Here is a 23,750-nt window from a genome sequence, read left to right as displayed (position 1 = left end):
GCCCCTACGGTCCAGGCGCCTGTTCGATTGAATCGTTTTCATCCAGCCGTTCCTGGAGGAAGCCCGTGATCAGCAGACGCCACCTGCTCGCCACCACCGCTGCCACCGGTACGGCCCTCACGGGTCTGCCCGCCCTCACCCCGACCGCCGCCGCGGAGAGCCGCCCCACCGCGGGACTGCGGATCCGGAGCACCACCGTCGAGTACGCCACCCATCCGCTCGGCCTGGACACGCCCCGCCCCCGGCTGAGCTGGATCCTCGAATCCGACGCCCGCGACCAGTCGCAGAGCGCCTACCGCATCCGGGTCGCCACCTCCCCGGACCGGCTCGGCGACCCCGACGTCTGGGACAGCGGCAAGCGGACATCGAGCCGGTCGGTCCTGGTCGACTACGACGGCCCTGCCCTGCGCCCCCGCACCCGCTACCACTGGTCCGTACGCGTCTGGGACGACCGCGGCCGCCCCTCCCCGTGGTCCGCCCCGGACTGGTGGGAGACCGGGCTGCTCGGCGCCGGGCAGTGGCAGGCGCGCTGGATCACCGCGCCCACCGAGGTGACCGCGCCCCCGCAACTGGACGGCGCCTCCTGGATCTGGTTCCCCGAAGGCGACCCGGCCACCGACGCCCCGGTGGCCACCCGCTGGTTCCGCACCACCGTCCGGGCCATCACCGGCACCGTCCGGCGCGCCCGCCTGGTGGTGACGGCCGACGACGGCTTCACCGCCCACGTGAACGGCACCGAGGTCGCCACCCGCGAGGCGCTGGGCGTGGCCAAGGCGTGGGCCCACCCGGTCACCGTCGACGTCACCGAACACCTGCGGCAAGGAGCGGCCACGCTCGCGATCGCGGCCACCAACGCCGAGCAGGGCCCGGCCGGTCTGCTGGCCACCCTGGAGCTCACCACCGAGGACGGCGTCACCCACCACCACACGGACCGGACCTGGCGCACCACCGACCAGCGGCCACCCGCCACCTGGACCTCCCCCGGCCACGACGACAGCGACTGGACAGACGCCAAGGAACTCGCCCTCTGGGGCAGCGGGCCGTGGGGCAGGGTGCTGCCCCAGCAGTCGCCCGCCCAGCTGCGCCGCACCTTCACGCTCGCGGGCAAGCCCGTCGCCCGCGCCCGGCTGTACGCCACGGCGCTCGGCCTGTACGAGGCCCACCTCAACGGCGTCCGCGTCGGCCACGACCAGCTGACCCCCGGCTGGACCGACTACCGAAGGCGCGTGCAGTACCAGACGTACGACGTCACCCGTGCGCTGCGGCGCGGCGCCAACGCCCTCGGCGTGACCCTCGCCCCCGGCTGGTACGCCGGAAACGTCGCCTGGCTCGGCCAGCACCAGTACGGCACCCACCCCGCGCTGCTCGCCCAGCTGGAGGTCACGTACACCGACGGCAGCACCGAGCGCGTCACCACCGGCCCCGAGTGGCGCGCCGCCACCGGTCCGCTGCTGACCGCCGACCTGCTGATGGGCGAGGCGTACGACGCCCGTATGGAGACCCCGGGCTGGACCTCACCGGGCTTCGACGACTCCGGATGGCGGCCCGCCACCACCGCCGAGAACGTCACCACCGAGGTGGTGGCCCAGGTCGACGCGCCGACCCGGGTGGAACGCGAGCTCACCCCCGTCAAACGCACCGAACCCACCCCGGGCGTCCACGTCTTCGACCTGGGTCAGAACATGGTCGGCAGTGTCCGCCTCAGGGTCTCGGGACCGGCCGGCCGCACGGTCCGGATCCGCCACGCCGAGGTGCTGAACCCCGACGGCACCGCGTACACGGCCAATCTGCGCACCGCCCACCCCGTCGACACGTACACCCTGAAGGGCGGTGGCACCGAGACCTACGAACCGCGCTTCACCTTCCACGGCTTCCGCTACGTCGAGGTCACCGGCTACCCCGGCACACCGCCTCTCGACGCGGTGACCGGCCGGGTCATGCACACCGCCGCCCCGTTCACCATGTCCTTCCGCACCGACGTGCCGATGCTCAACCAGCTCCACTCCAACATCACCTGGGGTCAGCGCGGCAACTTCCTGTCCGTCCCCACCGACACCCCGGCCCGCGACGAACGGCTCGGCTGGACCGGGGACATCAACGTCTTCTCCGGCACGGCCGCGTACACCATGGAGTCGGCCCGCTTCCTCACCAAATGGCTCCGGGACCTGCGCGACGGGCAGGGCGCGGACGGCGCCTTCCCCGATGTGGCACCGGTCGTCAGCGGCCTCGGCAGCGGCACCGCGGGCTGGGGCGACGCCGGGGTGACCGTCCCCTGGAACCTGTACCAGGCGTACGGCGACACCCGGGTGCTGCGCGAGAACTGGGCCGCCATGCGCGGCTGGATCGCGTACCTGGAGAAGCACAGCTCGGACCTGCTGCGCCCCGCCGAGGGCTACGGCGACTGGCTCAACGTCGACGCCGAGACCCCCAAGGACGTCATCGGCACCGCCTACTTCGCGCACGCCACCGACCTCGTCGCCCGCACGGCACACGTCCTCGGCGAGGACCCCGCCCGCTACGAGGACCTGCTGGCCCGCGTCAAGAGCGCGTTCACCGCCGCGTACGTCTCCGCCGACGGCAGGATCAAGGGCGACACGCAGACGGGTTACGTCCTGGCGCTCTCCATGGACCTGCTGCCCGCCGCCCTGCGCCGCCCGGCGGCCGACCGCCTCGTCGCCCTGATCGAGGCCCGCGACGGACACCTGTCCACCGGCTTCCTCGGCACCCCGCGGCTGCTCCCGACGCTCACCGCGACCGGCCACACCGACCTCGCCCACCGCCTCCTCCAGCAGCGCACCTTCCCCTCCTGGGGGTACCAGATCGACCGGGGCTCGACCACGATGTGGGAGCGCTGGGACTCCATCAAGCCGGACGGCGGCTTCCAGGACGTCGGGATGAACTCCTTCAACCACTACGCCTACGGCTCGGTCGGCGAGTGGATGTACCAGAACATCACCGGCATCACCCCCGCCGCCCCCGGCTTCCGCCGGATCCTCATCCGGCCGCGCCCCGGCGGCGAGGTGCGTTCCGCCGAGGGCCGCCACGACTCCCCCTACGGGCCGATCGCCACCCGCTGGTCGCAGCGGGACGGGGAGTTCACGCTCGCGGTCTCGGTACCGGTCAACACCACCGCCGAGATCTGGGTGCCCGCGCGCCGCGCATCCGACGTGACCCAGCGGGGCGCCCGGTTCCTGCGGCTGTCCGACGGCTGCGCGGTGTACGCCGCGGGCTCGGGTTCGTACCGCTTCTTGACGCGCACCGACCTGCGCGATTAGCTTTCTTGAATCGTTTCATACCGAGGAGACCCATGTCTGACGTTCCGGCCGTGAAGGCGGCCCTCAAGAGCCAGGCGATCGAGACGCCGTCATGGGCGTACGGCAACTCCGGGACCCGTTTCAAGGTCTTCGCCCAGCCGGGCGTCCCCCGCACCCCGCAGGAGAAGCTGGACGACGCCGCGCAGGTGCACGCCTTCACCGGTGTCGCCCCCACCGTCGCCCTGCACATCCCCTGGGACAAGGTCGACGACTACGCGGCACTCGCCAAGCACGCCCAGGAGCGCGGGCTGAAGCTGGGGGCGATCAACTCCAACGTCTTCCAGGACGACGACTACAAGCTCGGCTCGGTCACCCACCCCGACCCGGCGGTCCGCCGCAAGGCCGTGGGCCACCTCCTGGAATGCGTCGACATCATGGACGCCACCGGCTCCCGCGACCTCAAGCTGTGGTTCTCCGACGGCACCAACTACCCCGGCCAGGACGACATCGCCGCCCGCCAGGACCGCCTCGCCGAGGCCCTGAGCACCGTCTACGACCGCCTCGGGGACGACCAGCGCATGCTGCTGGAGTACAAGTTCTTCGAGCCCGCCTTCTACACCACCGACGTCCCGGACTGGGGCACCGCCTACGCCCACTGCCTGAAGCTCGGCCCCAAGGCCCAGGTCTGCGTCGACACCGGCCACCACGCCCCGGGCACCAACATCGAGTTCATCGTCGCCCTGCTCCTGCGCGAGAAGAAGCTCGGCGCCTTCGACTTCAACTCCCGCTTCTACGCCGACGACGACCTCATGGTCGGCGCCGCCGACCCCTTCCAGCTCTTCCGCATCATGTACGAGGTCCACCGCGGCGGCGGCCTCACCTCGGACATCGCCTTCATGCTCGACCAGTGCCACAACATCGAGCCCAAGATCCCGGCGATCATCCGCTCCGTGATGAACGTCCAGGAGGCCACCGCCAAGGCGCTCCTGGTCGACCGCGACGCCCTCGCCGCCGCCCAGCGGTCGGGCGACGTCCTCGGCGCCAACGCGGTCCTGATGGACGCGTACAACACCGACGTACGCCCCCTCCTCGCCGAGGTCCGCGAGGAGCTGGGCGTCGACCCCGACCCGATGTCCGCGTACCGGGCCTCCGGCTGGGCGGAACGGATCGTCGCGGAGCGCGTGGGCGGCCAACAGGCCGGCTGGGGCGCCTGATCCGCGCCGCGGCCGCCGCGCCGGCCGGGCGCAGCCCCACCCCGCCGCGAAACTCACTGAGACAGGCCCGCACCCCACACATGAGGACGACATGACCGCAGAACTCCACCCCGAGGCGGCCACGCTGCTGGAGCGGAGCCACCGCCTCGGCGCCGATCCGCGCAACACCAACTACGCGGGCGGCAACACCTCCGCCAAGGGCACCGACACCGACCCCGTCACCGGCCAGGACGTCGAGCTGATGTGGGTCAAGGGCTCGGGCGGCGACCTGGGCACCCTCGCCCCGGCCGGACTCGCCGCGCTGCGCCTGGACCGCCTCCGCGCGCTCACCGGCGTCTACCCGGGGGTGGAGCGCGAGGACGAGATGGTCGCCGCGTTCGACTACTGCCTCCACGGCAAGGGCGGCGCGGCACCGTCCATCGACACCGCCATGCACGGCCTGGTCGACGCCGCCCATGTGGACCACCTCCACCCCGACTCCGGCATCGCCCTCGCCTGCGCCGCCGACGGCGAAGCGCTCACCAAGGAGTGTTTCGGCAACCAGGTGGTCTGGGTGCCCTGGCGCCGCCCCGGCTTCCAGCTGGGTCTGGACATCGCCGCCATCAAGAAGGCCAACCCCCAGGCCATCGGCTGCATCCTCGGCGGCCACGGCATCACCGCCTGGGGCGACACCTCCGAGGAGTGCGAGGCGAACTCGCTCCGCATCATCCGCACCGCCGAGGCGTTCCTCGCCGAACGCGGCAAGGCGGACCCCTTCGGCCCCGTCGTCCACACCACCCTCCCCGAGTCCGAGCGCCGTGCCCGCGCCGCCGCGCTCGCCCCGGTGATCCGCGGCCTGGCCTCCACCGACCGCCCGCAGGTCGGCCACTTCACGGACAGCGACACCGTCCTGGACTTCGTCTCCCGCGCCGAACACCCCCGCCTGGCGGCGCTGGGCACCTCGTGCCCGGACCACTTCCTCCGCACGAAGGTCCGCCCCCTGGTCCTGGACCTCCCGCCGGACGCACCGCTGGACGAGGCGATCGACCGCCTGCGCGAGCTCCACACCGCGTACCGCACCGACTACGCGGCCTACTACGACCGCCACGCCACCCCCGACTCCCCGGCGATGCGCGGCGCCGACCCGGCGATCGTGCTGATCCCGGGCGTGGGCATGTTCAGCTACGGCAAGGACAAGCAGACGGCCCGGGTCGCGGGTGAGTTCTACGTCAACGCCATCAATGTGATGCGGGGCGCCGAAGCGGTCTCGTCCTACGCGCCCATCGAGGAGTCGGAGAAGTTCCGCATCGAGTACTGGGCGCTGGAAGAGGCCAAGCTCCAGCGCATGCCCAGGCCCAAGCCCCTCGCGACCCGTGTCGCCCTGGTGACCGGCGCGGGCTCGGGCATCGGCAAGGCCATCGCGCACCGGCTGGTGGCCGAGGGCGCCTGCGTGGTGGTGGCGGACCTGAACGCGGACTCGGCGACCGCTGTCGCCACCGAGCTGGGCGGCCCCGACAAGGCGATCGCCATCGCGGCGGACGTCACCAAGGAAGACGACATCCAGGCGGCCTTCACCGAGGCGGTCCTGGCCTTCGGCGGCGTGGACCTGCTGGTGAACAACGCCGGGATCAGCATCTCCAAGCCGCTCCTCGAAACGACCGCCAAGGACTGGGACCTCCAGCACGACATCATGGCGCGCGGCTCCTTCCTCGTCTCCCGCGAGGCGGCCCGCGTGTTCATCGCCCAGAACATGGGCGGCGACATCGTCTACATCGCCTCCAAGAACGCGGTCTTCGCGGGCCCGAACAACATCGCCTACTCCGCCACCAAGGCCGACCAGGCCCATCAAGTGCGCCTGCTCGCCGCCGAGTTGGGCGGCCACGGCATCCGCGTCAACGGGGTGAACCCCGATGGCGTCGTCCAGGGCAGCGGCATCTTCGCGGGCGGCTGGGGCGCGCAGCGCGCCGCGGTGTACGGCGTGCCCGAGGAGAAGCTGGGCGAGTTCTACGCCCAGCGCACCCTGCTCAAGCGCGAGGTGCTCCCGTCCCATGTGGCGAACGCGGTCTTCGCGCTCACCGGTGGCGATCTGTCCCACACCACGGGCCTGCACATCCCGGTCGACGCGGGGGTCGCGGGGGCGTTCCTGCGCTGACGCGACCACCCCGACCACACCCACGTCAACTGACTACGAGGTTTACGTGCCACCCACAGAACACCGCTTCGCCGCCGTAGACCTCGGTGCGTCCAGCGGGCGCGTCATGGTCGGCCAGGTCACCCCGGACACGCTGACGCTCCACGAAGCGCACCGGTTCCCCAATGAACCGGTGCGCCTCTCCGGCACCCTGCACTGGAACATCCTGTCCCTCCACCAGGGCGTCCTGAACGGCCTCAAGGCGGCGGCCGCGGCCGCCGCCACCCCCCTGACCAGCATCGGCATCGACACCTGGGCGGTCGACTACGGCCTCCTCGACGCCACCGGCGCCCTGCTCGCCAACCCCGTCCACTACCGCGACACCCGCACCACCGGCGCGGCGGACAAGGTCGCGGCGGCCCTCCCGCCCCGGGCCCTCTACGCGGCCACCGGCCTCCAGCACCTCCCCTTCAACACGATCTACCAGCTCGTCGCCGCCCAGGGCACCCCCGCCCTGGCCGCCGCCCACCGACTGCTCCTGATCCCGGACCTCATCTCGTACTGGCTGACGGGCGAGGCGGGCACGGAGCTGACGAACGCGTCGACCACCCAGCTCATCGACCCGCGCACCCGCACCTGGTCCGCCCACGTCGCGGACGCCCTCGGCATCGACCTGTCGCTCTTCCCGCCGCTGCGCCGGCCCGGCGATCCGGCCGGAACCCTGCGCCCGGACGTCCTCGCCGAAACCGGCCTCCCGCACCCCACCCCGGTGACGGCGGTCGGCTCCCACGACACCGCGTCCGCCGTCGTGGGTGTCCCCGCCACGAGCCCCCGCTTCGCGTACATCGCCACCGGCACCTGGTCGCTGGCCGGGCTGGAGCTGGACGCGCCGGTCCTCACCGAGGCGAGCCGTCGGGCGAACTTCACCAATGAGCTGGGCGTGGACGGCACGGTGCGCTATCTGCGCAACATCATGGGCCTGTGGATGCTCCAGGAATGCCTGCGCACCTGGGAAAACACCGGCAGCGAGCACCACCTCCCCACCCTCCTCGCAGCGGCGGCCGAGGCCCTTCCCCTCCGCTCCGTCGTGGACGCGGGCGACCCCGCGTTCATCGCGCCCGGCGACATGCCCGACCGCATCGCCGCCGCCTGCCACCGCACCGGCCAGCCCGCCCCCCGTAACCCCGCCGAGACGACCCGCTGCGTCCTGGACTCCCTCGCCCTGGCCCACCGCCGCGCGATCGAGGACGCCGTCCGCCTGTCGGGCCGTACGGTCGACACGGTGCACATCGTGGGCGGGGGCGCGCACAACGCGCTGCTGTGCCGGCTCACCGCCGACGCCTGCGGCCTGCCGGTGGTGGCGGGCCCGGCCGAGGCGGCGGCTCTCGGGAACATCCTGGTGCAGGCCCGTACGGCCGGAATGGTCGGCGGCGGGCTGTCCGACTTGCGCGCACTGCTTCACAGCACCCAGCCACTGAGGCAGTATGAGCCCACAGGTGATCATTCGGCGTGGGACAGGGCAGCTTCCCGCCTGGAAGGCGCACGGGTCACCGAGACCGAGGCGGCCGAGGAGGAACGGTGCGGGTAGCGCTCTTCATCACCTGCGTCAACGACACGCTGTATCCGCGCACCGGCCAGGCCGTGGTCACCCTGCTGGAGCGACTGGGCGTGGAGGTGGACTTCCCACCCGAACAGAGCTGCTGCGGCCAGCCGCAGTTCAACACCGGCTACCGCCACGACACCGAGCCCCTCCTGCGCCGCTACGCCACCGCCTTCCGCGGCTACGACTACATCGTCACGCCCTCCGGATCGTGCGCCGCGATGGTGCGCGACAACTATCCGCGGATGGGGGCGCGGGCCGCAGCCGAGGGCCGGGGCCAGGAGCTGGCCGACCTGGCCGCGACGGCCGCCCCGAAGACGTACGAGCTGACCGAGTTCCTGACCAACGTCCTCAAGGTGACGGACGTCGGCGCCTACTATCCGCACACCGTGACGTACCACCCCACCTGCCACGGGCTGCGCATGCTCGGCCTGGGCGACGGGCCGCGGACGCTCCTCGCCGCGGTCAAGGGTCTCGACCTGGTGGAGCTGCCGGGCGCGGAGGAATGCTGCGGTTTCGGTGGCACGTTCGCGGTCAAGAACGCGGCGGTGTCGGCGGCGATGGGCGCGGACAAGGCGCGCAACATCACCTCGACCGGCGCCGAGGCGGTCTGCACGGTCGACAATTCCTGCCAGATGCACATCGGCGGCACACTCGCCCGCCAGGGTTCGACGGTCCGCCCCGTGCACATCGCCGAGATCCTGGCCAGCACGGAAGGAGACGTCTGGTGAGCGGAACCCACCAAGCCACCTATCTGGGGATGCCCGCCTTCCCGGTGGCGGCCGACGCCTCCACCCGCAACACCCAGCTGCGCGCCAACCTGCGCCACGCCACCCACACCATCCGCGCGAAGCGCGCCACGGCCGTGTCCGAGCTGGACGACTGGCAGCGGCTGCGCGCCGCGGGCGCGGCCATCAAGGACCGTACGCTGCGCCACCTGGACCACTATCTGGAGCAGTTGGAGAGCGCGGTCACGGCAGCCGGGGGCCAGGTGCACTGGGCGGCCGACGCCGACGAGGCGAACCGGATCGTCACCGAGCTGGTGCGGGCCACGGGCGAGCGCGAGGTCGTCAAGGTCAAGTCGATGGCGACGCAGGAGATCGGGCTGAACGGCGCCCTCGCCGGCGCCGGGATCACGGCGTACGAGACGGACCTCGCCGAGCTGATCGTGCAGCTAGGCGACGACCTCCCGTCCCACATCCTGGTCCCGGCGATCCACCGCAACCGCGGCGAGATCCGCGACATCTTCACGGAGCGGATGGCCGGATGGGGCCGCCCGGCCCCGGAGGGGCTGACCGACGCGCCCGCGGACCTGGCCGAGGCGGCGCGCCTGCACCTGCGCGAGAAGTTCCTGAACGCCAAGGTGGGGATCTCCGGCGCCAACTTCATGATCGCGGAGACCGGCACCCTGGTCGTCGTGGAGTCCGAGGGCAACGGCCGGATGTGCCTGACCCTCCCCGAGACGCTGATCTCCGTCGTCGGCATCGAGAAGGTGGTCCCCACCTTCCAGGACCTGGAGGTGTTCCTCCAGCTCCTCCCCCGCTCCTCGACCGCGGAGCGGATGAACCCGTACACCTCCACCTGGACCGGCACCACGGACGGCGACGGCCCGCGCACCTTCCACCTCGTCCTGCTGGACAACGGCCGCACCGACACACTCGCGGACACCGTGGGCCGCCAGGCGCTGCGCTGCATCCGCTGTTCGGCGTGTCTCAACGTGTGTCCGGTGTACGAGCGGGCGGGCGGCCATGCGTACGGCTCGGCGTACCCGGGCCCGATCGGCGCCATCCTCACCCCGCAACTGCGCGGCACCCAGAGCGAGTTGGATGCCTCCCTCCCGTACGCGTCCTCCCTGTGCGGCGCGTGCTACGAGGTGTGCCCGGTGGCCATCGACATCCCGGAGATCCTGGTCCACCTGCGCGAGCGGGTGGTCGAGGGCGGCCCGGCATCGGTGCGCGGCACCCGCGCGGTCGTCAAGCCCGCCAAGGGCCACGCCGCGGAGCGGGCCGCCATGCGGGCCGCGCGCTGGGCCCTGGACCACCCCGGCGTGCTGCGCACCGGCCAGCGCCTGGCCGCCCGCACCCGCCGCTTCCACCCGCGCCGCCTGCCCGGTCCGGGGCGGGCGTGGAGCGATACGCGGGAGCTGCCGAAGGTGCCGGCGGAATCGTTCCGCGACTGGTGGCAACGTACACGGGGCGATGGCGGAACCGTTGACGGCCGAGACGCGAGGAGGACCCGATGAGTTCCCGAGCCCTGGTCATGGCCCGTATCCGCCGCGCCCTGGCCGATGTTCCGCGCGCCGAGACGCCGTCCGAGGTGGCGGTCGACCGTACGTACCACCGCGCACACGGCGACCGCACCACCGCCGAGACCGTCGACCTGCTCGCGGAGAACCTCGCCGACTACCGCGCGATCGTGCACCGCACCACGGCCTCCGACCTGCCCGCTGTGATCGCGGGCTTGCTCACCGCACGCGGTGCGACGAGCGTGGTCGCCCCGTCCGGCCTGCCCGCCGAGTGGCTGGCGGCGACGGATGCCGTACGGCTGACGGACTCCCCCGACCAGACGCCCCACGACCTGGACGACGTGTCCAGCGTGGTCACCGCCTGCGCGGTGGCCATCGCCGAAACCGGCACCATCGTCCTGGACGCCGACACCGACCAGGGCCGCCGCCGCATCTCCCTCGTCCCCGACCACCACATCTGCGTGATCCGCGTCCCGGCCCAGGTCGTGGACTCGGTCCCGCAGGCCCTCGAACGCCTCGACCCGGCCCGCCCGTTGACCTGGATCTCGGGCCCGTCGGCGACGAGCGACATCGAGCTGGACCGGGTGGAAGGCGTCCACGGCCCCCGCACGCTTGAAGCGGTCCTCGTAACGGACTGAATTCCTCCACGCGTTCGAACACGCCGCATACCCTCCGTCGCTCGCGGTGACCGCGTGTCGTACGGTGCTGGTTGGATTGACGCTGTGTCGAACGGGGAGGGCGAGCAGTGAGCGGCGGCGGTGGTGGCGGTGGCGCCAAAGGCGGCAACATAGACCTGGCCTTCGACAAGGAGTCGCAGGCCGAGATCGTGAAGGGCCTGCGGGCGGCGATCGGCGAGCTGAAGGAAATCGCCTCGGCGTCGGACGCCGAGATGGGGGCGGGGTTCGAGGAGCTGTCCATGACGTCCATGGAGGCCGGACACAACGGCCTGGCCAAGGACTTCGAGGACTTCTGCGAACTGTGGGACTGGGGTGTGCGCGGCCTGATCGAGGACGCGGGCAAGCTCGCCGAGAAGGTGGGACTGGCGGCCGGTTCGCAGTGGGAGCAGGAGCAGTACGCCCAGGGGACGTTCAAGGTGGCCGCGAACTCGGTGCTGGGCAACCCGCACCTGGACGAGAAGACAGTCGTGAAGAAGGACATGGACGAGCTGATCTCGGTCGACACCTGGACGCCGGACTACAGCAAGGAGTCCTTCGAGAAGGCCGCGTCCGACGCCGAGAAGACCTGGGACACCGCCGGCGAGGAGGCGGGCCATCGGTATAAGTCGACCGGCATGCAGCAATTCGTCGACCAGGCCGCCGAGGAGAGCGCCAAGAGGGGCGAGCGCTGATGGGGCTCGGTGACCTGACGCCCGACTGGATGGACGACGCGGTCGAGAAGGGCACCGAGGCCCTGGGCGACACCGTCGAATGGGCGGGTGACAAGACCGCCGACGGCCTCGACAAGGTCGGCTGGGAGGGCGGCGCGGACTGGGTCCGCGACAAGTCCCGTTCCACCGCGAACTACCTGGGCGCGGACGTCGCCGAGATGCAGCTCGGGGAGACCGAGGACCCCAAGAAGCTGATCTACGGCAGCGTGAGCCGGATCCGCTCCACCGTGAAGCACCTGAAGGACTTCCAGTCGGCGTTCGAGAAGGTCGGCAACGGTCTGAAGGCCCTGGACTCCTCCCACTGGAAGGGCGAGGCGGCCGACGCCTTCCGCGACGAGGTGTCGGTCAAGCCGAAGGAGTGGTTCAAGGCCGCGGACGCGTGCAAGAAGGCCGCCGGGGCGCTGGAGGACTTCGCCGGGACGGTGGAGTGGGCGCAGGTCCAGGCGCAGGAGGCGATCGACGCGTACAAGGCGGCCAAGACCGCCTCGGAGAACGCCCGTTCCGCGCACAACGACAAGGTGGACGCGTACAACGCCGCCGCCAAGGCATACAACGCGAAGGTGGACGACGGCAAGGACCCGGGCGCGAAGCCCACCAAACCGGGCGATTTCCACGACCCCGGCACCGCCAAGGCGAAGGCCGCGCAGGAGAAGCTGGACGAGGCGCGGCGCCAGCGGGACGAGGCGGTCATCACGGCGCGCAAGGCGGTCCAGACGGCCAAGGACGCGGCACCGCCGAAGCCCTCGTACGGCGACCAGCTCGGGGACGGCGTTGAGGGGCTGGGCCTGGACGCGATGCACTTGACGGGCGGAGTCATCAAGGGCGTGGCGGGGCTGAACTCCTTCGCGCGCAGCCTGAATCCGATGGACCCGTACAACCTGACCCACCCGGCCGAGTACCTCACGGGCCTGAACAGCACGGCGGCCCAGCTCCACACGGTGGCCAGCAACCCGGGTCCGGCCCTCAAGAACATGTACAACGAGTTCTCCAAGGACCCCTCGGAAGGTTTTGGCCGGGCCCTCCCCGAGTTGTTCGGCACGAAGGGCCTCGGCGCCGTTCGCAAGGGGGCCACGCTGGGCAAGTCCGGTGGTCTCCTGAACAAGGCTCGCGAGGCGATCAAGGGCCGCAAACGCGGCGAGAACACCACCGATAACAAGAACAAATGCAGCGACGGAACCGACCCGGTCGACCTGGCGACGGGGAAGATGTACCTCCCGCAGACGGACGTCTCCCTGCCGGGCGCGCTGCCGCTGGTGTTCCGTCGCCAGGTGGAATCCGGCTACCGGGTGGGCCGGTGGTTCGGCCCGTCGTGGTCGAGCACGGCGGACCAGCGGCTGGAGATCGACGCTGAGGGCGTCGTCTTCGTCAGCGAGGACGGTCTGCTGCTGGAGTACCCACACCCCGCGCCCGACGTCCCGACCTTCCCGTCCGCGGGCCCTCGCTGGCTCCTCGAACGCGACTCTCATGGCGACTACACTCTCACCGACCCCGCCACCGGTCAGGTCCGCCACTTCAACGGCCCACGGGACGTGGAGCCCGGCGGCGACGGGGTCGCACCGCTGGAGCAGATATCCGATCGCTCCGGCCACTGGATCACCTTCGAATACGACGCCGAGGGCACCCCGACCGCCATCGCCCACAGCGCCGGATACGAGCTGAAGATCAGCACCGCCGAGGGTCGGATCACCGCTCTCCACCTGGCGGGCGCCGCCGAGGACGGCGGCGACCAGGAGCTGATCCGCTACGCGTACACGGACGGCAACCTCACCGGCGTGACGGGCTCCTCCGGTCTGCCTCTGCGCTTCGAATACGACGAAGAACGCCGCGTTATAGCGTGGATCGACACCAACGACCGCCGCTACGACTACGCGTACGACCACCGGGACCGCTGCGTCGCCGAGGGCGGCGAGGCGGGCCACGTATCGATCCACATCTCGTACGACGAGGTCGATCAGGCAACCGGCCACCGCGTCACGACGGTCACCACGCCCGAGGGCCACACCTCGCGGTATCTCGTCAACGACGCGGGGAAGGTGGTCGCCGAGACCGACCCCCTGGGCCACACCACCCGCACCGAGTACGACCGCTACGACCGCGTCCTCTCCCGCACCGACCCCCTGGGCCGCACCACCGCCTTCGTCTACGACGCGGCAGGCCACCTCACCCGGATCACCGCTCCCGACGGCAGCGAGTCCACGGCCTCGTACAACGACCTCGGCCTGCCGACGTCCACCACAGGCCCGGACGGCGCCACCTGGACCCAGACCTACGACGAGGCAGGCCACCGCACCTCATCCACCGACGCGGCAGGCCACACGACCCACTACACGTACGACTCGTACGGCCACCTGTCGTCGGTCACCAACGCGCTGGACGAAACCACCCTGGTCCGCTGCGACAAGGCGGGCCTGCCGGTGGAGATCACCGACCAGCTGGGGGCGGTGACCCGCTATGACCGCGACGCCTTCGGCCGCCCCGTCACCATTACCGACGCACTCGGCTCCGCCATCCACCTCACCTGGACGGTGGAGGGCAAGCTCACCCGCCGCACCAACCCCGACGGCTCCACGGAAACATGGACGTACGACGGCGAAGGCAACTGCACCACCCACACCGACCCCCTCGGCGCCACCACGACCTTCGAATACACCCACTTCGACCTGCTCGCGGCCCGCACCGGCCCGGACGGCGTCCGCTACGAGTTCGAGCACGACGCGGAGTTGCGCCTGACCCAGGTCACCAACCCCCAGGGCCTGACCTGGTCCTACACCTACGACCCCGCCGGCCGCCTGACCTCCGAGACGGACTTCGACGACCGCACCGTCACGTACGAACACGACGCGGCCGCCCAGCTGATCCGCCGTACCAATCCCCTGGGCCAGGCCGTCACCTACGAGCACGACACGCTCGGCCAGATCACCCGCAAAACCGCCGAAGACCAGGTGACCACCTTCACCTACGACCCGGCAGGCCGCCTCACCACGGCCACCGGCCCCGACACCGAGGTCGTCCACCAACACGACCGCCTGGGCCGAATCAAGTCGGAAATGATCAACGGCCGCGTACTGGCCCACTCGTATGACCCCCTGGGCCGCCGCACACGCCGCGTCACCCCGACCGGCGCGACGACGACATACACCTACGACGCGGCAGGCAACCGCACCGCCCTGACCGCCGGTGGCCACACCCTGACCTCCGAACACGATGAGGCGGGCCGCGAGACCACCCGCCGCATCGGCGACACCCTGACCATCACCAACACCTGGGACCCGCTAGGCCGCCTGACCGAACAATCCCTGACCGGCGCATCCCTCATCCAGCACCGCGCCTACACCTACCGCGCAGACGGCAATGTCACCGCCGTGAACGATCGTCTGAGCGGACCGAGCACCCTTGACCTGGACGCGGCAGGCCGGGTGACGTCCGTCCGGGCCAACGGCTGGACCGAGACCTACGCCTACGACGAAGCAGGCAACCAAACCCAGGCAACCTGGCCCACGTCCCACCCCACCGAAGCCACCGGCGAACGCACCTACACCGGCACCCGAATAACCCGCGCGGGCGCCATCCGCTACGAACACGACGACGCGGGCCGCCTCACCCTCCGCCAGAAGACCCGCCTTTCCCGGAAACCCGACACCTGGCGCTACACCTGGGACCCCGAAGACCGCCTCACCAGCGTCACCACCCCCGACGGAACCCTCTGGCGCTACCTCTACGACCCCTTCGGCCGCCGCACCGCCAAACAACGCCTCGCGGCCGACGGCGAAACCGTCCTCGAGCAAACGGACTTCACCTGGGACGGCCCCACCCTCGTAGAACAAACCACCACCACCCCGGACCTCCCGAACCCGGTCACCCTCACCTGGGACCACGACGGCCTACGTCCCATAGCCCAAACGGAACGCATCACCGAGGCCACCACCCAGCGCGAGATCGACGCCCGGTTCTTCGCCATCATCACCGACCTCGTCGGCACCCCCACCGAACTCGTCGACGAAACAGGCACCATCGCCTGGCACACCCGCTCCACCCTCTGGGGCACCACCACCTGGGCCGCCAACAGCACCGCCTACACCCCACTCCGCTTCCCCGGCCAATACTTCGACCCGGAAACCGGCCTCCACTACAATTTCCACCGCTACTACGACCCCGATTCCGCCCGCTACCTCTCCCCCGACCCCCTAGGCCTAACCCCCGCCCCCAACCCCGCAACCTACATCCCCAACCCACATACCTGGACCGACCCGTTCGGACTCTCCCCCTGCCCAGAGGAGCCGACCAGGCTCTATCGAGCTCCGCATGCCGGAAACAGATCTTTGGAATCCCAAGGACTGAATCCCAATCTCCACCCTGACACCCCCGAGGGTGGCGCCGGTACCGCGTATCTAGGCGAAAGCGAAAAGGTGGCCCAGAAATACGCCGATCAGGGAATTTACGAGGACGGCTACCATGAGTACGTAATGAAACCAGGGTTCAGGGAAGCGTTCCCCGATAGCGTGACACCAGCATATCGACGCACACACGACAACAAGCCCGACGAGTATCAATGGCTGATCCCGAGGGGCGAAATTCCGCGATTCAATTCATTCATTGCCGAGGTCAACTGGATAAACTACTACGGTGGCATCACATGGAGAGACTGACACCATCGCAGGAGTAACTCGAATGCCGAATTCCGAACATTGCTCTCCCCGCGCATTCCTCGAAGCGCTCGAGATCGGTCAGGTCTGCAGGGGGGTCGTGAAATCAGTGGCCGACTTCGGGGTATTTGTGGATCTGGGTGGCGCCGTCGGGATCGTAACCCCAGCCAACCTCTCCTGGAAGCGCATCGACCACCCCTCACAAGTCACCCGGACAGGCCAAGAGGTTCTCGTCACCGTACTGAGTGTCGATGTTGAACGCGAGCAGGCGTCAGTCTCCCTCAAGGAGTTGCACCGGGACCCCTTCCTCGACTTCACGCGCTCCCGCTTCGACTCCACCATTACGGGGACAGTCACCAAGGTGGCCCCAGTGGGAGCGTTCATGCAACTGGAAGACGATATTATCGGATTCCTGCCTGTTTCCGAATACACGCACTGCGGGCGCAGCGTAAATGTGGGTGACACCCCAACCGTAAAGGTCACCTACGTCAACGTCACTCGCCGGCAAGTAGTCTTGTCGCTCATCCGAGCTGACCAAGATTCATGACAAGGTCAGCTTGATCACGGCAACGCAGTCTCCCTCCCGGCCCCGCTGGCAGCGCAGACGCGTGGACCTTGCACGTCTACGCTGCCCACCATGCCTACCGACAGCGCCCCCGAGCCCGCTCTCATCCTCTGGGATGTGGACCAGACGTTGGTCAGTATCACGGGCGGTGTGAGCCGCAGCCTCTATGAGCGGGCCTTCGAGAAGGTGACCGGGAGGGCACTCGGGGGGCTGGCAGCCATGGCCGGCCGCACCGAGCAGGCCATCATGGTGGAGACGCTGCGTCTCAACGGCATTGATGAGCCGGAAGTACTGTTCGACGACTTCTACGCCGCCCTGACGGCGGCAGCCGAAGAGTTGGAGGGGCGGATGCGCGAGGTCGGGGTGGTGTTGCCGGGTGCCCGGGAGGCCATCGCCTCGTGTGCGGCTCGCCGTGCCGTGCAGTCGGCGGTTACCGGCAATCTTCGCCCCGTCGCCATGACCAAGCTGGCCGCGCTCGGTCTGGGCGATGGGCTCGACTTCGAGGTCGGCGGATATGGCGACGACGGCAGTGATCGGGCCGACCTCGTGCGTCGGGCGCGCAAGCGAGCGTCCGAGAAGTACGGACACGGCTTCGACGGCAAGCGGACCGTGGTCATCGGCGATACGCCGCACGATGTGCGCGGTGCCCTCGCTGTCGACGCCCTGGCCGTGGGCGTCGCCAGCGGGCGTAGCTCCGCCACGGAACTCCAGGGGGCCGGGGCGGACATCGTGTTAGCGACGCTCAGCGACTTCGCCCACCACTGTGGGGAAGCCCTCGGCTGGGGGTAGCGGCTCAGGCCGCCTCCCCCAGCACCGCCCGGATCACGTGCCGCGCGTTGCGCGCCATCGCCGGGTTCGTCGTCCGGTGGTCCGGTAGCGCGATCAGGGCCTGCGAGAGGGTCCGTGCGCGGCCGCGCGTCCAGGTCGCGTCGTCCACGCCGAGGGCCTCGCGGAAGACATCCCGAGCAGCCGCAGGCAGCAGGTTCCACGCCGGGAACAGGTCGCAGGCCGGGTCGCCCACCCCCATGCACCCGAAGTCGATCACCGAGGTCAGCCTGCCGTCACCGTCCACCAGCAAGTTGCCCGGCATCAGATCGCCGTGCAGCCACACCGGCGGCCCATCCCAGTCCGGGACGCGCAGCGCGTCCTCCCATACGGCGGTGGCTGCGTCGCAGTCGATGCCCTCCTCCGGGATGCCGCGGAGCTTCTCAATCGCCGCGCGGGTGTACGCGTCGAGCGTGGCGAGAGGGCCGCCCCGGTAGGCCTCCGGGGCATCCGCCAGGGGGATGTTCCGCATCGCCGCCACGAACTCGGCCAGGTCCTTGGCCAGCAGGAGCGGTTCGCTCAGCGCGCCCTCCTCGGGGTTCTCCCCCGCCAGCCAGCGGTGCACCGACCACGGCCACGGGTAGCCCTCGGCGGGCTCTCCGGTCCCGAGCACCTCGGGAATGGCCGTGGGCAGGTGGGGCGCGAGGCGGGGCAGCCACGTCCGCTCCGTCGTGACGTCCGAGGCTCCGCCCGCCACCAGCGGAAGCCGTACGGCCATGGCGTCGCCCAGCCGGTACACGGCGTTGACGGTGCCGCCGGACGGGAACCGCCGCACCGGCAGGTCCGCCCACTGCGGGAACTGTCCGGCGATCAGCCGCCGTACGAGGCCATCGTCGTCGAGGGGGTACAGACCGGGGCTCATGGGGCACCATCCGACCGCTGGACGCCGACGACGGCAAACGATTTTCGGACGGCAGGGCGCTGAACAGCCGTTTTTCCAACTTCACAGGCCGGCGGCTTCCCCGTAGGCGACGAACCGTCACTCGGTGTGCAGGACCCGGGCGATGGTCTGCCGAGCCGCCGCCCGCGCCGGGATCACCGCGCCCAGTGCGGCGATCGCCACCCCGGCCAGCACGGGTAGCGCCATGGTCCCGGGGTGCCATACGTCCAGCATCCGGGCCGGGAAGGTGAGTTGGGCCGCCTGTTCGGTGATCGGGATCACCACGTGGTACGCGGCGAGGCCGAGTGGCAGTCCCAGGATCCCGCCGACCAGCCCGAGCCCGGCCATGGACACCACCAGCATCACTGTGACCTGGCGTGGGGTCATGCCGATCGACTTGAGCATTCCGAGGTCGCGCCGGCGCTCCCGGGCGCTGAGCACGACGGTGTTGAACACGCCCATCGCTGCGAGCAGCGTCAGCATCAGGGTCAGCGCCGACGCGGAGCCGATGATGGTCACGGCGTCCGCGTTCACCATGGTGTTCCTCGTCGGGTACAGCCCCGGATCGGCGGCGCGCACGGCCTTCACGTAGGCGCTGTAGTCGGCGCCGGGAGCGAGCCGCACCCAGTACTGGTTGGCCTGCGCGTCCGGTGTCAGGGCGGTCACCGTCGACCAGTCCGCTCGCATCCAGTCCTCCGGCCCGGCCAGGATCTCCCCGACCAGGGTCACGCGCTCCTGCCGGCCGTCCCCCACGGTCAGGGTGAAGGAGTCACCGAGCCGCAGCGCCTGCTTGGCGAGGAATCTGCCGGAGGCCACCACCTCGCCGGGCCCGCGCATCCAACGGCCCCGCGCCAGGTCGTCCGGGAGCGTCGACCGTCCCCCGCGCACGCCCTCGATCGCCACGCCCTCGCTCCGCCCGAGGATCCGTACCTCGGTGAAGCCCACCGCGGCCACGTCCGCGACATGCGGCAGGCCGCGCAGGAGCGTCTGTGTCGCGGCGTCGTCGTGGTGCGGGGCGGCCTGATCGAACCTGGTCTGTCCTCGCCAGACGGTGGACTGTGCCTTGCCGGCTCCCTGGACCGCGTCGCCGAAGGAGATCATGGTGGCCGACAGGCCGGTGGCGAAGGTCACGGTCGCCACTCCGAGCAGGACCGAGGCGATGGTGAGCAGGGCCCGCCCGGGCCGGGCGAGGGGCAGGCCCAAGCCGAGGGTGACCGAGCGCGGGAGCCGGACCCCGGTCAGCCACCGCTGTACGGCCGGCCCCCGTCCGCCGTGCGGTGCGCTGCCCGCGCTGATGGCGCGTGCAGCGGAGAGCCGGTGTGCGCGAAGGGCCGGGATCAACGCGGCCAGCAGCACCGTGAGGGGCATGCCGAGCGCGGTGGTCGCGTACGCCCAGAAGCCGATCGTCGGGCCCACGTTCGCGGTGCCGAGGTTCGCGCCCTGGAAGACCTGGTGCAGCAGCGGCCGCGCCACCACCCCGCCCAGGGCCGTACCGACCAGCGCGCCCGCCGTGGCGGGGACGCAGACCATCACCAGGTAGACCGCGACGACCTGACGGGGCGTAAATCCCAGGGACTTGAGCACGCCGATGTGCCGGAAACCGGACACCACTGCACCGCTCACCACGTTGCCCACGATCAGGACGGCCACCAGCAGGCCGAGGACCCCGAAGGCAATGAGGAACGGCACGAACACGTTGGGGTTGGCCGCGACCTGCGCCTTCAAGGTCAGGTACGACTGATGCGCGACCAGCGATCCGGACGGCAGGCCGGCGCTCACCGCCGAGATGCCCTCACTGATCTGCCGGGCTGTCGCGGCCCGGTCGAACCGGTAGAGCATCTGGTAGGTCGTGGCATGCAGGGCCGTGATCTGCCGCGGGGAGACCCAGGCCTGCGCAGTTCCGCTCACACTGGAGGCGAGGCCCACCACCGTCAGAGGCCGCTGCCCGGGCAGCCGGATCCTCTTGCCGATCGGCGAGTGCGGCCCACTGCCCATCCCCGGCGCGTCCCGTAACGCCAGCACGATCTGGCCCGGGCCGGTGGCCCAGTGCCCGGCGAACAAGTCCAGCCGGTCGACGGGGCCACCGGGATCCGCACGCCCCACGACCGTCAGGGGGCCGGGCGCCATCCCGGGCATCTCGGCCGCCGCGCTCTCCGGCATCTCGATCACGGCCTGCCGGAACGGCCCGGCCGAGGCCCGTACGCCCGGACGTTCCGCAGTCCGTCCCACCTCCTCACCGGAGACCTTCGCCGCGTCGAACGTGGCGACGACGTGCGCGCCGTGCGCCCGGCCGAAGAGCCGGTCGAAGGGCCCGGACACGACGTCCAGCAGGCCGAGGGCGACCACGAGGGCCATGCTGGAGACCAGGACCACCACGCCGATCACGGTGGTCTGGAGCCGACGGCGGCGCACGGCCGCGCGCGAGGCCCGCCACACCGCGCTCATGCCGTCCGCTCCAGGGTCCGCTCACCGGTGATCCGGCCGTCCGCCATCGTCACCAGGCGGCTGGCGCAGCGCGTGGCCAGCCGTTCGTCATGCGTCACCAGCAGCAGGGTCTGGCCCAGTTCGTTGAGGTCGATCAGCAGGTCCATCACCTGTTCGCCCGCGTGGCTGTCCAGGGCGCCGGTCGGCTCGTCTGCCAGGAGCAGCGCGGGCCGGTTCATCAGCGCGCGGGCCACCGCCACCCGCTGGCGCTCTCCGCCGCTGAGCGCGGCGGGGTAGATGTTCCGGCGGTCGGCGATGCCGAGTTCGTCCAGCAACTCCACTGCCCGGCGCCGGGCTTGGCGGGTCGGCGTTCCGGTGAGCTGGGCGGCCAGGGCGACGTTGTCGAGCGCGGGCAGGTCGTCGATGAGGTTGAAGAACTGGAAGATCATGCCGATCCGACGGCGCCGGAAGAGCGCCAGCCCGGTCTCGTTGATCCGCCCCAGGTCCTCACCGTGCACGCTCACGTGGCCGGCGCTCGGGCGGTCGAGGCCGGCGATCATGTTCAACAGGGTCGATTTGCCGCAGCCGGACGGCCCCATCACCGCCACTGCCTCTCCGGCGCCGATCTCCAGCGACACGCCGTCCAGGGCGACGGTGTCGCCGTACTCCTTGCGCAGGTCGCTCACCAGGACGACTTCCTGGTCGCGCACGGTGACCGGGGCGGCCCCCGCGGTCGTGCCGCTGATGTCTTCGGTGGTCATGGCAGGACGGTAGGCCGCGTGGGATGTCCGGGCGTCAGCCCCCGGAGGTAACCCGGGACGATGGTCATCCTGGCGATGTACGGGGTGGCCCCACGGAGGGACGCCCGCCGGCCGGTTGCCTGGCACGATGGGCGATGTGTGGAGACCGGAAACGGGCCTGCTGCTCAGCGCCCTCGCGACGGCCGGCCTGGCGGTGGCCGCGGGTGCCATCCTGCTGCTGGCGCGCGCCCGCCGCCGCTACCGCAGGGCTCTGGAGGACCGGCGTTGGCTGCTGGAGCGCGAGCGGGAGGCCGCTGCCCGCACGGCGGTGGCGGCCGAACGGGCCCGTATCGCCCGCGAGTTGCACGACATCGTCAGCCACAAGGTCAGCCTCATGGTCGTGCAGGCGACCGCGGCCCGCGAGGTGCTGGCCACCCTGCCGGATGCGGCGGAGACGGCGCTGCAGGCCGTGGAGGGTGCCGGACGCGAGGCGATGACTGAACTGCGCCATCTGCTGGGGCTGCTGGCGCCGTCGGCCGACGGCGCCGACGATGACCGGGCCGAGCGGCACGGCGAAGGAGACCTCTCCGGGCTCGCGCCGCAGCCGAGCCTGAGCCAACTGGGCACCCTCGTCGACCGGATCGTCTTCGCCGGCCTCCCGGTAGAGGTGCGCATCTCCGGGGAACCGCGTGCGCTGCCGCCCGGTATCGACGTCACCGCCTACCGGATCATCCAGGAGGCCCTGACCAACACGCTCAAGTACGGAGACGGCAGCACGGCGACCGTGACGGTGCGCTATGCCGACCACGGTCTGCGGGTGGAGGTGCTCAGCAGCGGACCGAGCGTGCTGTCCACCGACCCCGCGAGCACGGGTACCAGGCCGGGGCTCCGCAAGGGCCGGGACGACGGAGCGGGGCGCGGCCTGATCGGCCTGCGCGAGCGCGTCGCCGTCTACGGAGGCCACTTCGACGCACGGCGCCGCATCGGCGGTGGGTACCGTGTCCGCGCCCGCATCCCCCTGGAGCGCCCGTGACCGAGCCCGCCGGAGACCGCCGCACCCACCACGCGTCGAGCCGGACCCAGAACCCTCAGGAGCCGGGCACGATTCCGAGCCGGGAGTCCGGCGCCCCACGCGTCCTCGTGGCCGACGACGAGGAACTGATCCGCACCGGCTTCCGCCTCATCCTCACCTCGCGGGGCATCGAGGTCATCGGCGAGGCCGCAGATGGCGTGCAGGCCGTCGCGGAAGCCGAGCGGCTGCGCCCCGACGTCGTTCTGATGGACATCCGGATGCCGAACCTGGATGGTCTGGAAGCCGCCAAGCACATACTGCGTCTGCTACCGGAGTGCCGGGTCCTCATGCTCACCACGTTCGACCTCGACCGCTACGTCTACGCGGCGCTCGCCGCCGGGGCGAGTGGCTTCCTGCTCAAGGACGTCACCGCCGCCCACCTCGCCGCGGCGGTGCGGCTGGTGGACACCGGCGACGCGCTGCTCGCCCCGTCGATCACCCGCCGCCTGGTCGAGCGCTTCGCGACCACCTCTGCGACCGATCGGGCCGGGGCGGATCACGGCCCCGCACCTGTGGCGACCGTGGACCGCGCACCCGCGGTCCACCGCGATCTGGCTCCGCTGACGCCCCGTGAACGGGAGGTGCTGTCCCTGATGGGCCGGGGCCTGTCGAACGCCGAGCTTGCCGAGGCCCTCACCCTGAGCGAGGCCACCGTGAAGACGCATGTGGCCCGGATCTTCGCGAAGCTCGCTCTCCGCGACCGTGCCCAGGCCGTCGTCATCGCCTACGAGACGGGCCTGGTCACCCCTGGCCGCTCCGCCGCCGAGTGACACCGCTTTGACGGCACGCCG

The 23,750-nt window shown here is 70.8% G+C and carries 16 protein-coding genes; 13 read left to right on the top strand and 3 right to left on the bottom strand.

Features of this window, described 5'->3' with window-relative positions; translation table 11 throughout:
* The first annotated feature begins 65 nt into the window (after positions 1-65).
* From ACFZCY_RS33865 to ACFZCY_RS33815, 11 genes are all read left to right on the top strand, one after another.
* Positions 66-3,275, top strand: a complete 3,210-nt coding sequence (locus tag ACFZCY_RS33865) for an alpha-L-rhamnosidase (RefSeq protein WP_391181973.1) — start codon at positions 66-68, stop codon at positions 3,273-3,275.
* Between the two features lie 32 nt (positions 3,276-3,307).
* Positions 3,308-4,468, top strand: a complete 1,161-nt coding sequence (gene rhaI, locus ACFZCY_RS33860) for an L-rhamnose isomerase (RefSeq protein WP_391181969.1) — start codon at positions 3,308-3,310, stop codon at positions 4,466-4,468.
* Between the two features lie 91 nt (positions 4,469-4,559).
* Complete coding sequence (locus ACFZCY_RS33855) at positions 4,560-6,599, top strand: bifunctional aldolase/short-chain dehydrogenase (RefSeq protein ID WP_391181966.1); 2,040 nt, start codon at positions 4,560-4,562, stop codon at positions 6,597-6,599.
* Positions 6,600-6,645: 46 nt separating this feature from the next.
* Positions 6,646-8,166, top strand: coding sequence for an FGGY-family carbohydrate kinase (locus ACFZCY_RS33850; RefSeq protein WP_391181963.1), 1,521 nt, complete (start codon positions 6,646-6,648; stop codon positions 8,164-8,166).
* A complete protein-coding gene (locus ACFZCY_RS33845; protein ID WP_391181961.1) occupies positions 8,157-8,909 on the top strand; it encodes a heterodisulfide reductase-related iron-sulfur binding cluster in 753 nt (250 codons plus the stop codon). The genes ACFZCY_RS33850 and ACFZCY_RS33845 overlap by 10 nt, the downstream gene beginning before the upstream one ends.
* A 29-nt stretch (positions 8,910-8,938) precedes the next feature.
* Complete coding sequence (locus ACFZCY_RS33840) at positions 8,939-10,420, top strand: LUD domain-containing protein (protein WP_391182275.1); 1,482 nt, start codon at positions 8,939-8,941, stop codon at positions 10,418-10,420.
* Positions 10,417-11,061: an LUD domain-containing protein gene (locus ACFZCY_RS33835; RefSeq protein ID WP_391181958.1), complete on the top strand. Its 645-nt coding sequence runs from the start codon at positions 10,417-10,419 to the stop codon at positions 11,059-11,061. The genes ACFZCY_RS33840 and ACFZCY_RS33835 overlap by 4 nt, the downstream gene beginning before the upstream one ends.
* 107 nt (positions 11,062-11,168) lie before the next feature.
* Positions 11,169-11,771 (top strand): hypothetical protein, encoded by a 603-nt coding sequence (locus tag ACFZCY_RS33830; protein WP_391181955.1) that lies wholly within the window; start codon positions 11,169-11,171, stop codon positions 11,769-11,771.
* Positions 11,771-16,456, top strand: coding sequence for a putative T7SS-secreted protein (locus ACFZCY_RS33825; protein WP_391181952.1), 4,686 nt, complete (start codon positions 11,771-11,773; stop codon positions 16,454-16,456). The genes ACFZCY_RS33830 and ACFZCY_RS33825 overlap by 1 nt, the downstream gene beginning before the upstream one ends.
* Positions 16,457-16,478: 22 nt before the next feature.
* The gene (locus ACFZCY_RS33820; RefSeq protein ID WP_391181950.1) at positions 16,479-17,000 is read left to right on the top strand and encodes a S1 RNA-binding domain-containing protein; all 522 of its coding nucleotides are present in this window, start codon (positions 16,479-16,481) and stop codon (positions 16,998-17,000) included.
* 90 nt (positions 17,001-17,090) lie between these two features.
* Positions 17,091-17,807, top strand: coding sequence for a haloacid dehalogenase-like hydrolase (locus tag ACFZCY_RS33815; protein WP_391181947.1), 717 nt, complete (start codon positions 17,091-17,093; stop codon positions 17,805-17,807).
* 4 nt (positions 17,808-17,811) lie between these two features.
* On the opposite strand, the gene ACFZCY_RS33810 is transcribed toward ACFZCY_RS33815, so the two are convergent.
* The 3 genes from ACFZCY_RS33810 to ACFZCY_RS33800 form a co-directional block, all read right to left on the bottom strand.
* Entirely contained in the window at positions 17,812-18,705 is an 894-nt protein-coding gene (locus tag ACFZCY_RS33810) for a phosphotransferase (protein WP_391181945.1), read from the bottom strand.
* 117 nt (positions 18,706-18,822) lie between these two features.
* On the bottom strand, positions 18,823-21,168 hold the full coding sequence (locus ACFZCY_RS33805; RefSeq protein WP_391181942.1) for an FtsX-like permease family protein: 2,346 nt from the start codon (positions 21,166-21,168) through the stop codon (positions 18,823-18,825).
* Positions 21,165-21,908, bottom strand: coding sequence for an ATP-binding cassette domain-containing protein (locus ACFZCY_RS33800; protein ID WP_391181940.1), 744 nt, complete (start codon positions 21,906-21,908; stop codon positions 21,165-21,167). Before ACFZCY_RS33800 ends, ACFZCY_RS33805 begins: the two co-directional genes overlap by 4 nt.
* A gap of 127 nt (positions 21,909-22,035) precedes the next feature.
* Between ACFZCY_RS33800 and ACFZCY_RS33795 the strand changes: the two genes are divergently transcribed.
* Both ACFZCY_RS33795 and ACFZCY_RS33790 read left to right on the top strand, forming a co-directional pair.
* Positions 22,036-22,920: a histidine kinase gene (locus ACFZCY_RS33795; RefSeq protein ID WP_391181937.1), complete on the top strand. Its 885-nt coding sequence runs from the start codon at positions 22,036-22,038 to the stop codon at positions 22,918-22,920.
* Positions 22,921-22,991: 71 nt separating this feature from the next.
* Positions 22,992-23,729 (top strand): response regulator, encoded by a 738-nt coding sequence (locus ACFZCY_RS33790; protein ID WP_391182273.1) that lies wholly within the window; start codon positions 22,992-22,994, stop codon positions 23,727-23,729.
* Positions 23,730-23,750 lie beyond the last annotated feature (21 nt).

Origin of the sequence: Streptomyces sp. NPDC007983 (assembly GCF_042958345.1) — a bacterium.
In the GTDB taxonomy this organism is placed as follows: Bacteria; Actinomycetota; Actinomycetes; order Streptomycetales; family Streptomycetaceae; genus Streptomyces.
This window is presented reverse-complemented; position numbering and strand designations above follow the sequence as displayed.

Bases quoted from the DNA above. Each gene is read 5' to 3' on its own strand.
- rhaI (WP_391181969.1), top strand. From the start codon at position 3,308: ATGTCTGACGTTCCGGCCGTGAAGGCGGCCCTCAAGAGCCAGGCGATC.
- ACFZCY_RS33855 (WP_391181966.1), top strand. From the start codon at position 4,560: ATGACCGCAGAACTCCACCCCGAGGCGGCCACGCTGCTGGAGCGGAGC.
- ACFZCY_RS33840 (WP_391182275.1), top strand. From the start codon at position 8,939: ATGCCCGCCTTCCCGGTGGCGGCCGACGCCTCCACCCGCAACACCCAG.
- ACFZCY_RS33835 (WP_391181958.1), top strand. From the start codon at position 10,417: ATGAGTTCCCGAGCCCTGGTCATGGCCCGTATCCGCCGCGCCCTGGCC.
- ACFZCY_RS33825 (WP_391181952.1), top strand. From the start codon at position 11,771: ATGGGGCTCGGTGACCTGACGCCCGACTGGATGGACGACGCGGTCGAG.
- ACFZCY_RS33820 (WP_391181950.1), top strand. From the start codon at position 16,479: ATGCCGAATTCCGAACATTGCTCTCCCCGCGCATTCCTCGAAGCGCTC.
- ACFZCY_RS33815 (WP_391181947.1), top strand. From the start codon at position 17,091: ATGCCTACCGACAGCGCCCCCGAGCCCGCTCTCATCCTCTGGGATGTG.
- ACFZCY_RS33810 (WP_391181945.1), bottom strand. From the start codon at position 18,705: ATGAGCCCCGGTCTGTACCCCCTCGACGACGATGGCCTCGTACGGCGG.
- ACFZCY_RS33805 (WP_391181942.1), bottom strand. From the start codon at position 21,168: ATGAGCGCGGTGTGGCGGGCCTCGCGCGCGGCCGTGCGCCGCCGTCGG.
- ACFZCY_RS33800 (WP_391181940.1), bottom strand. From the start codon at position 21,908: ATGACCACCGAAGACATCAGCGGCACGACCGCGGGGGCCGCCCCGGTC.
- ACFZCY_RS33795 (WP_391181937.1), top strand. From the start codon at position 22,036: ATGGGCGATGTGTGGAGACCGGAAACGGGCCTGCTGCTCAGCGCCCTC.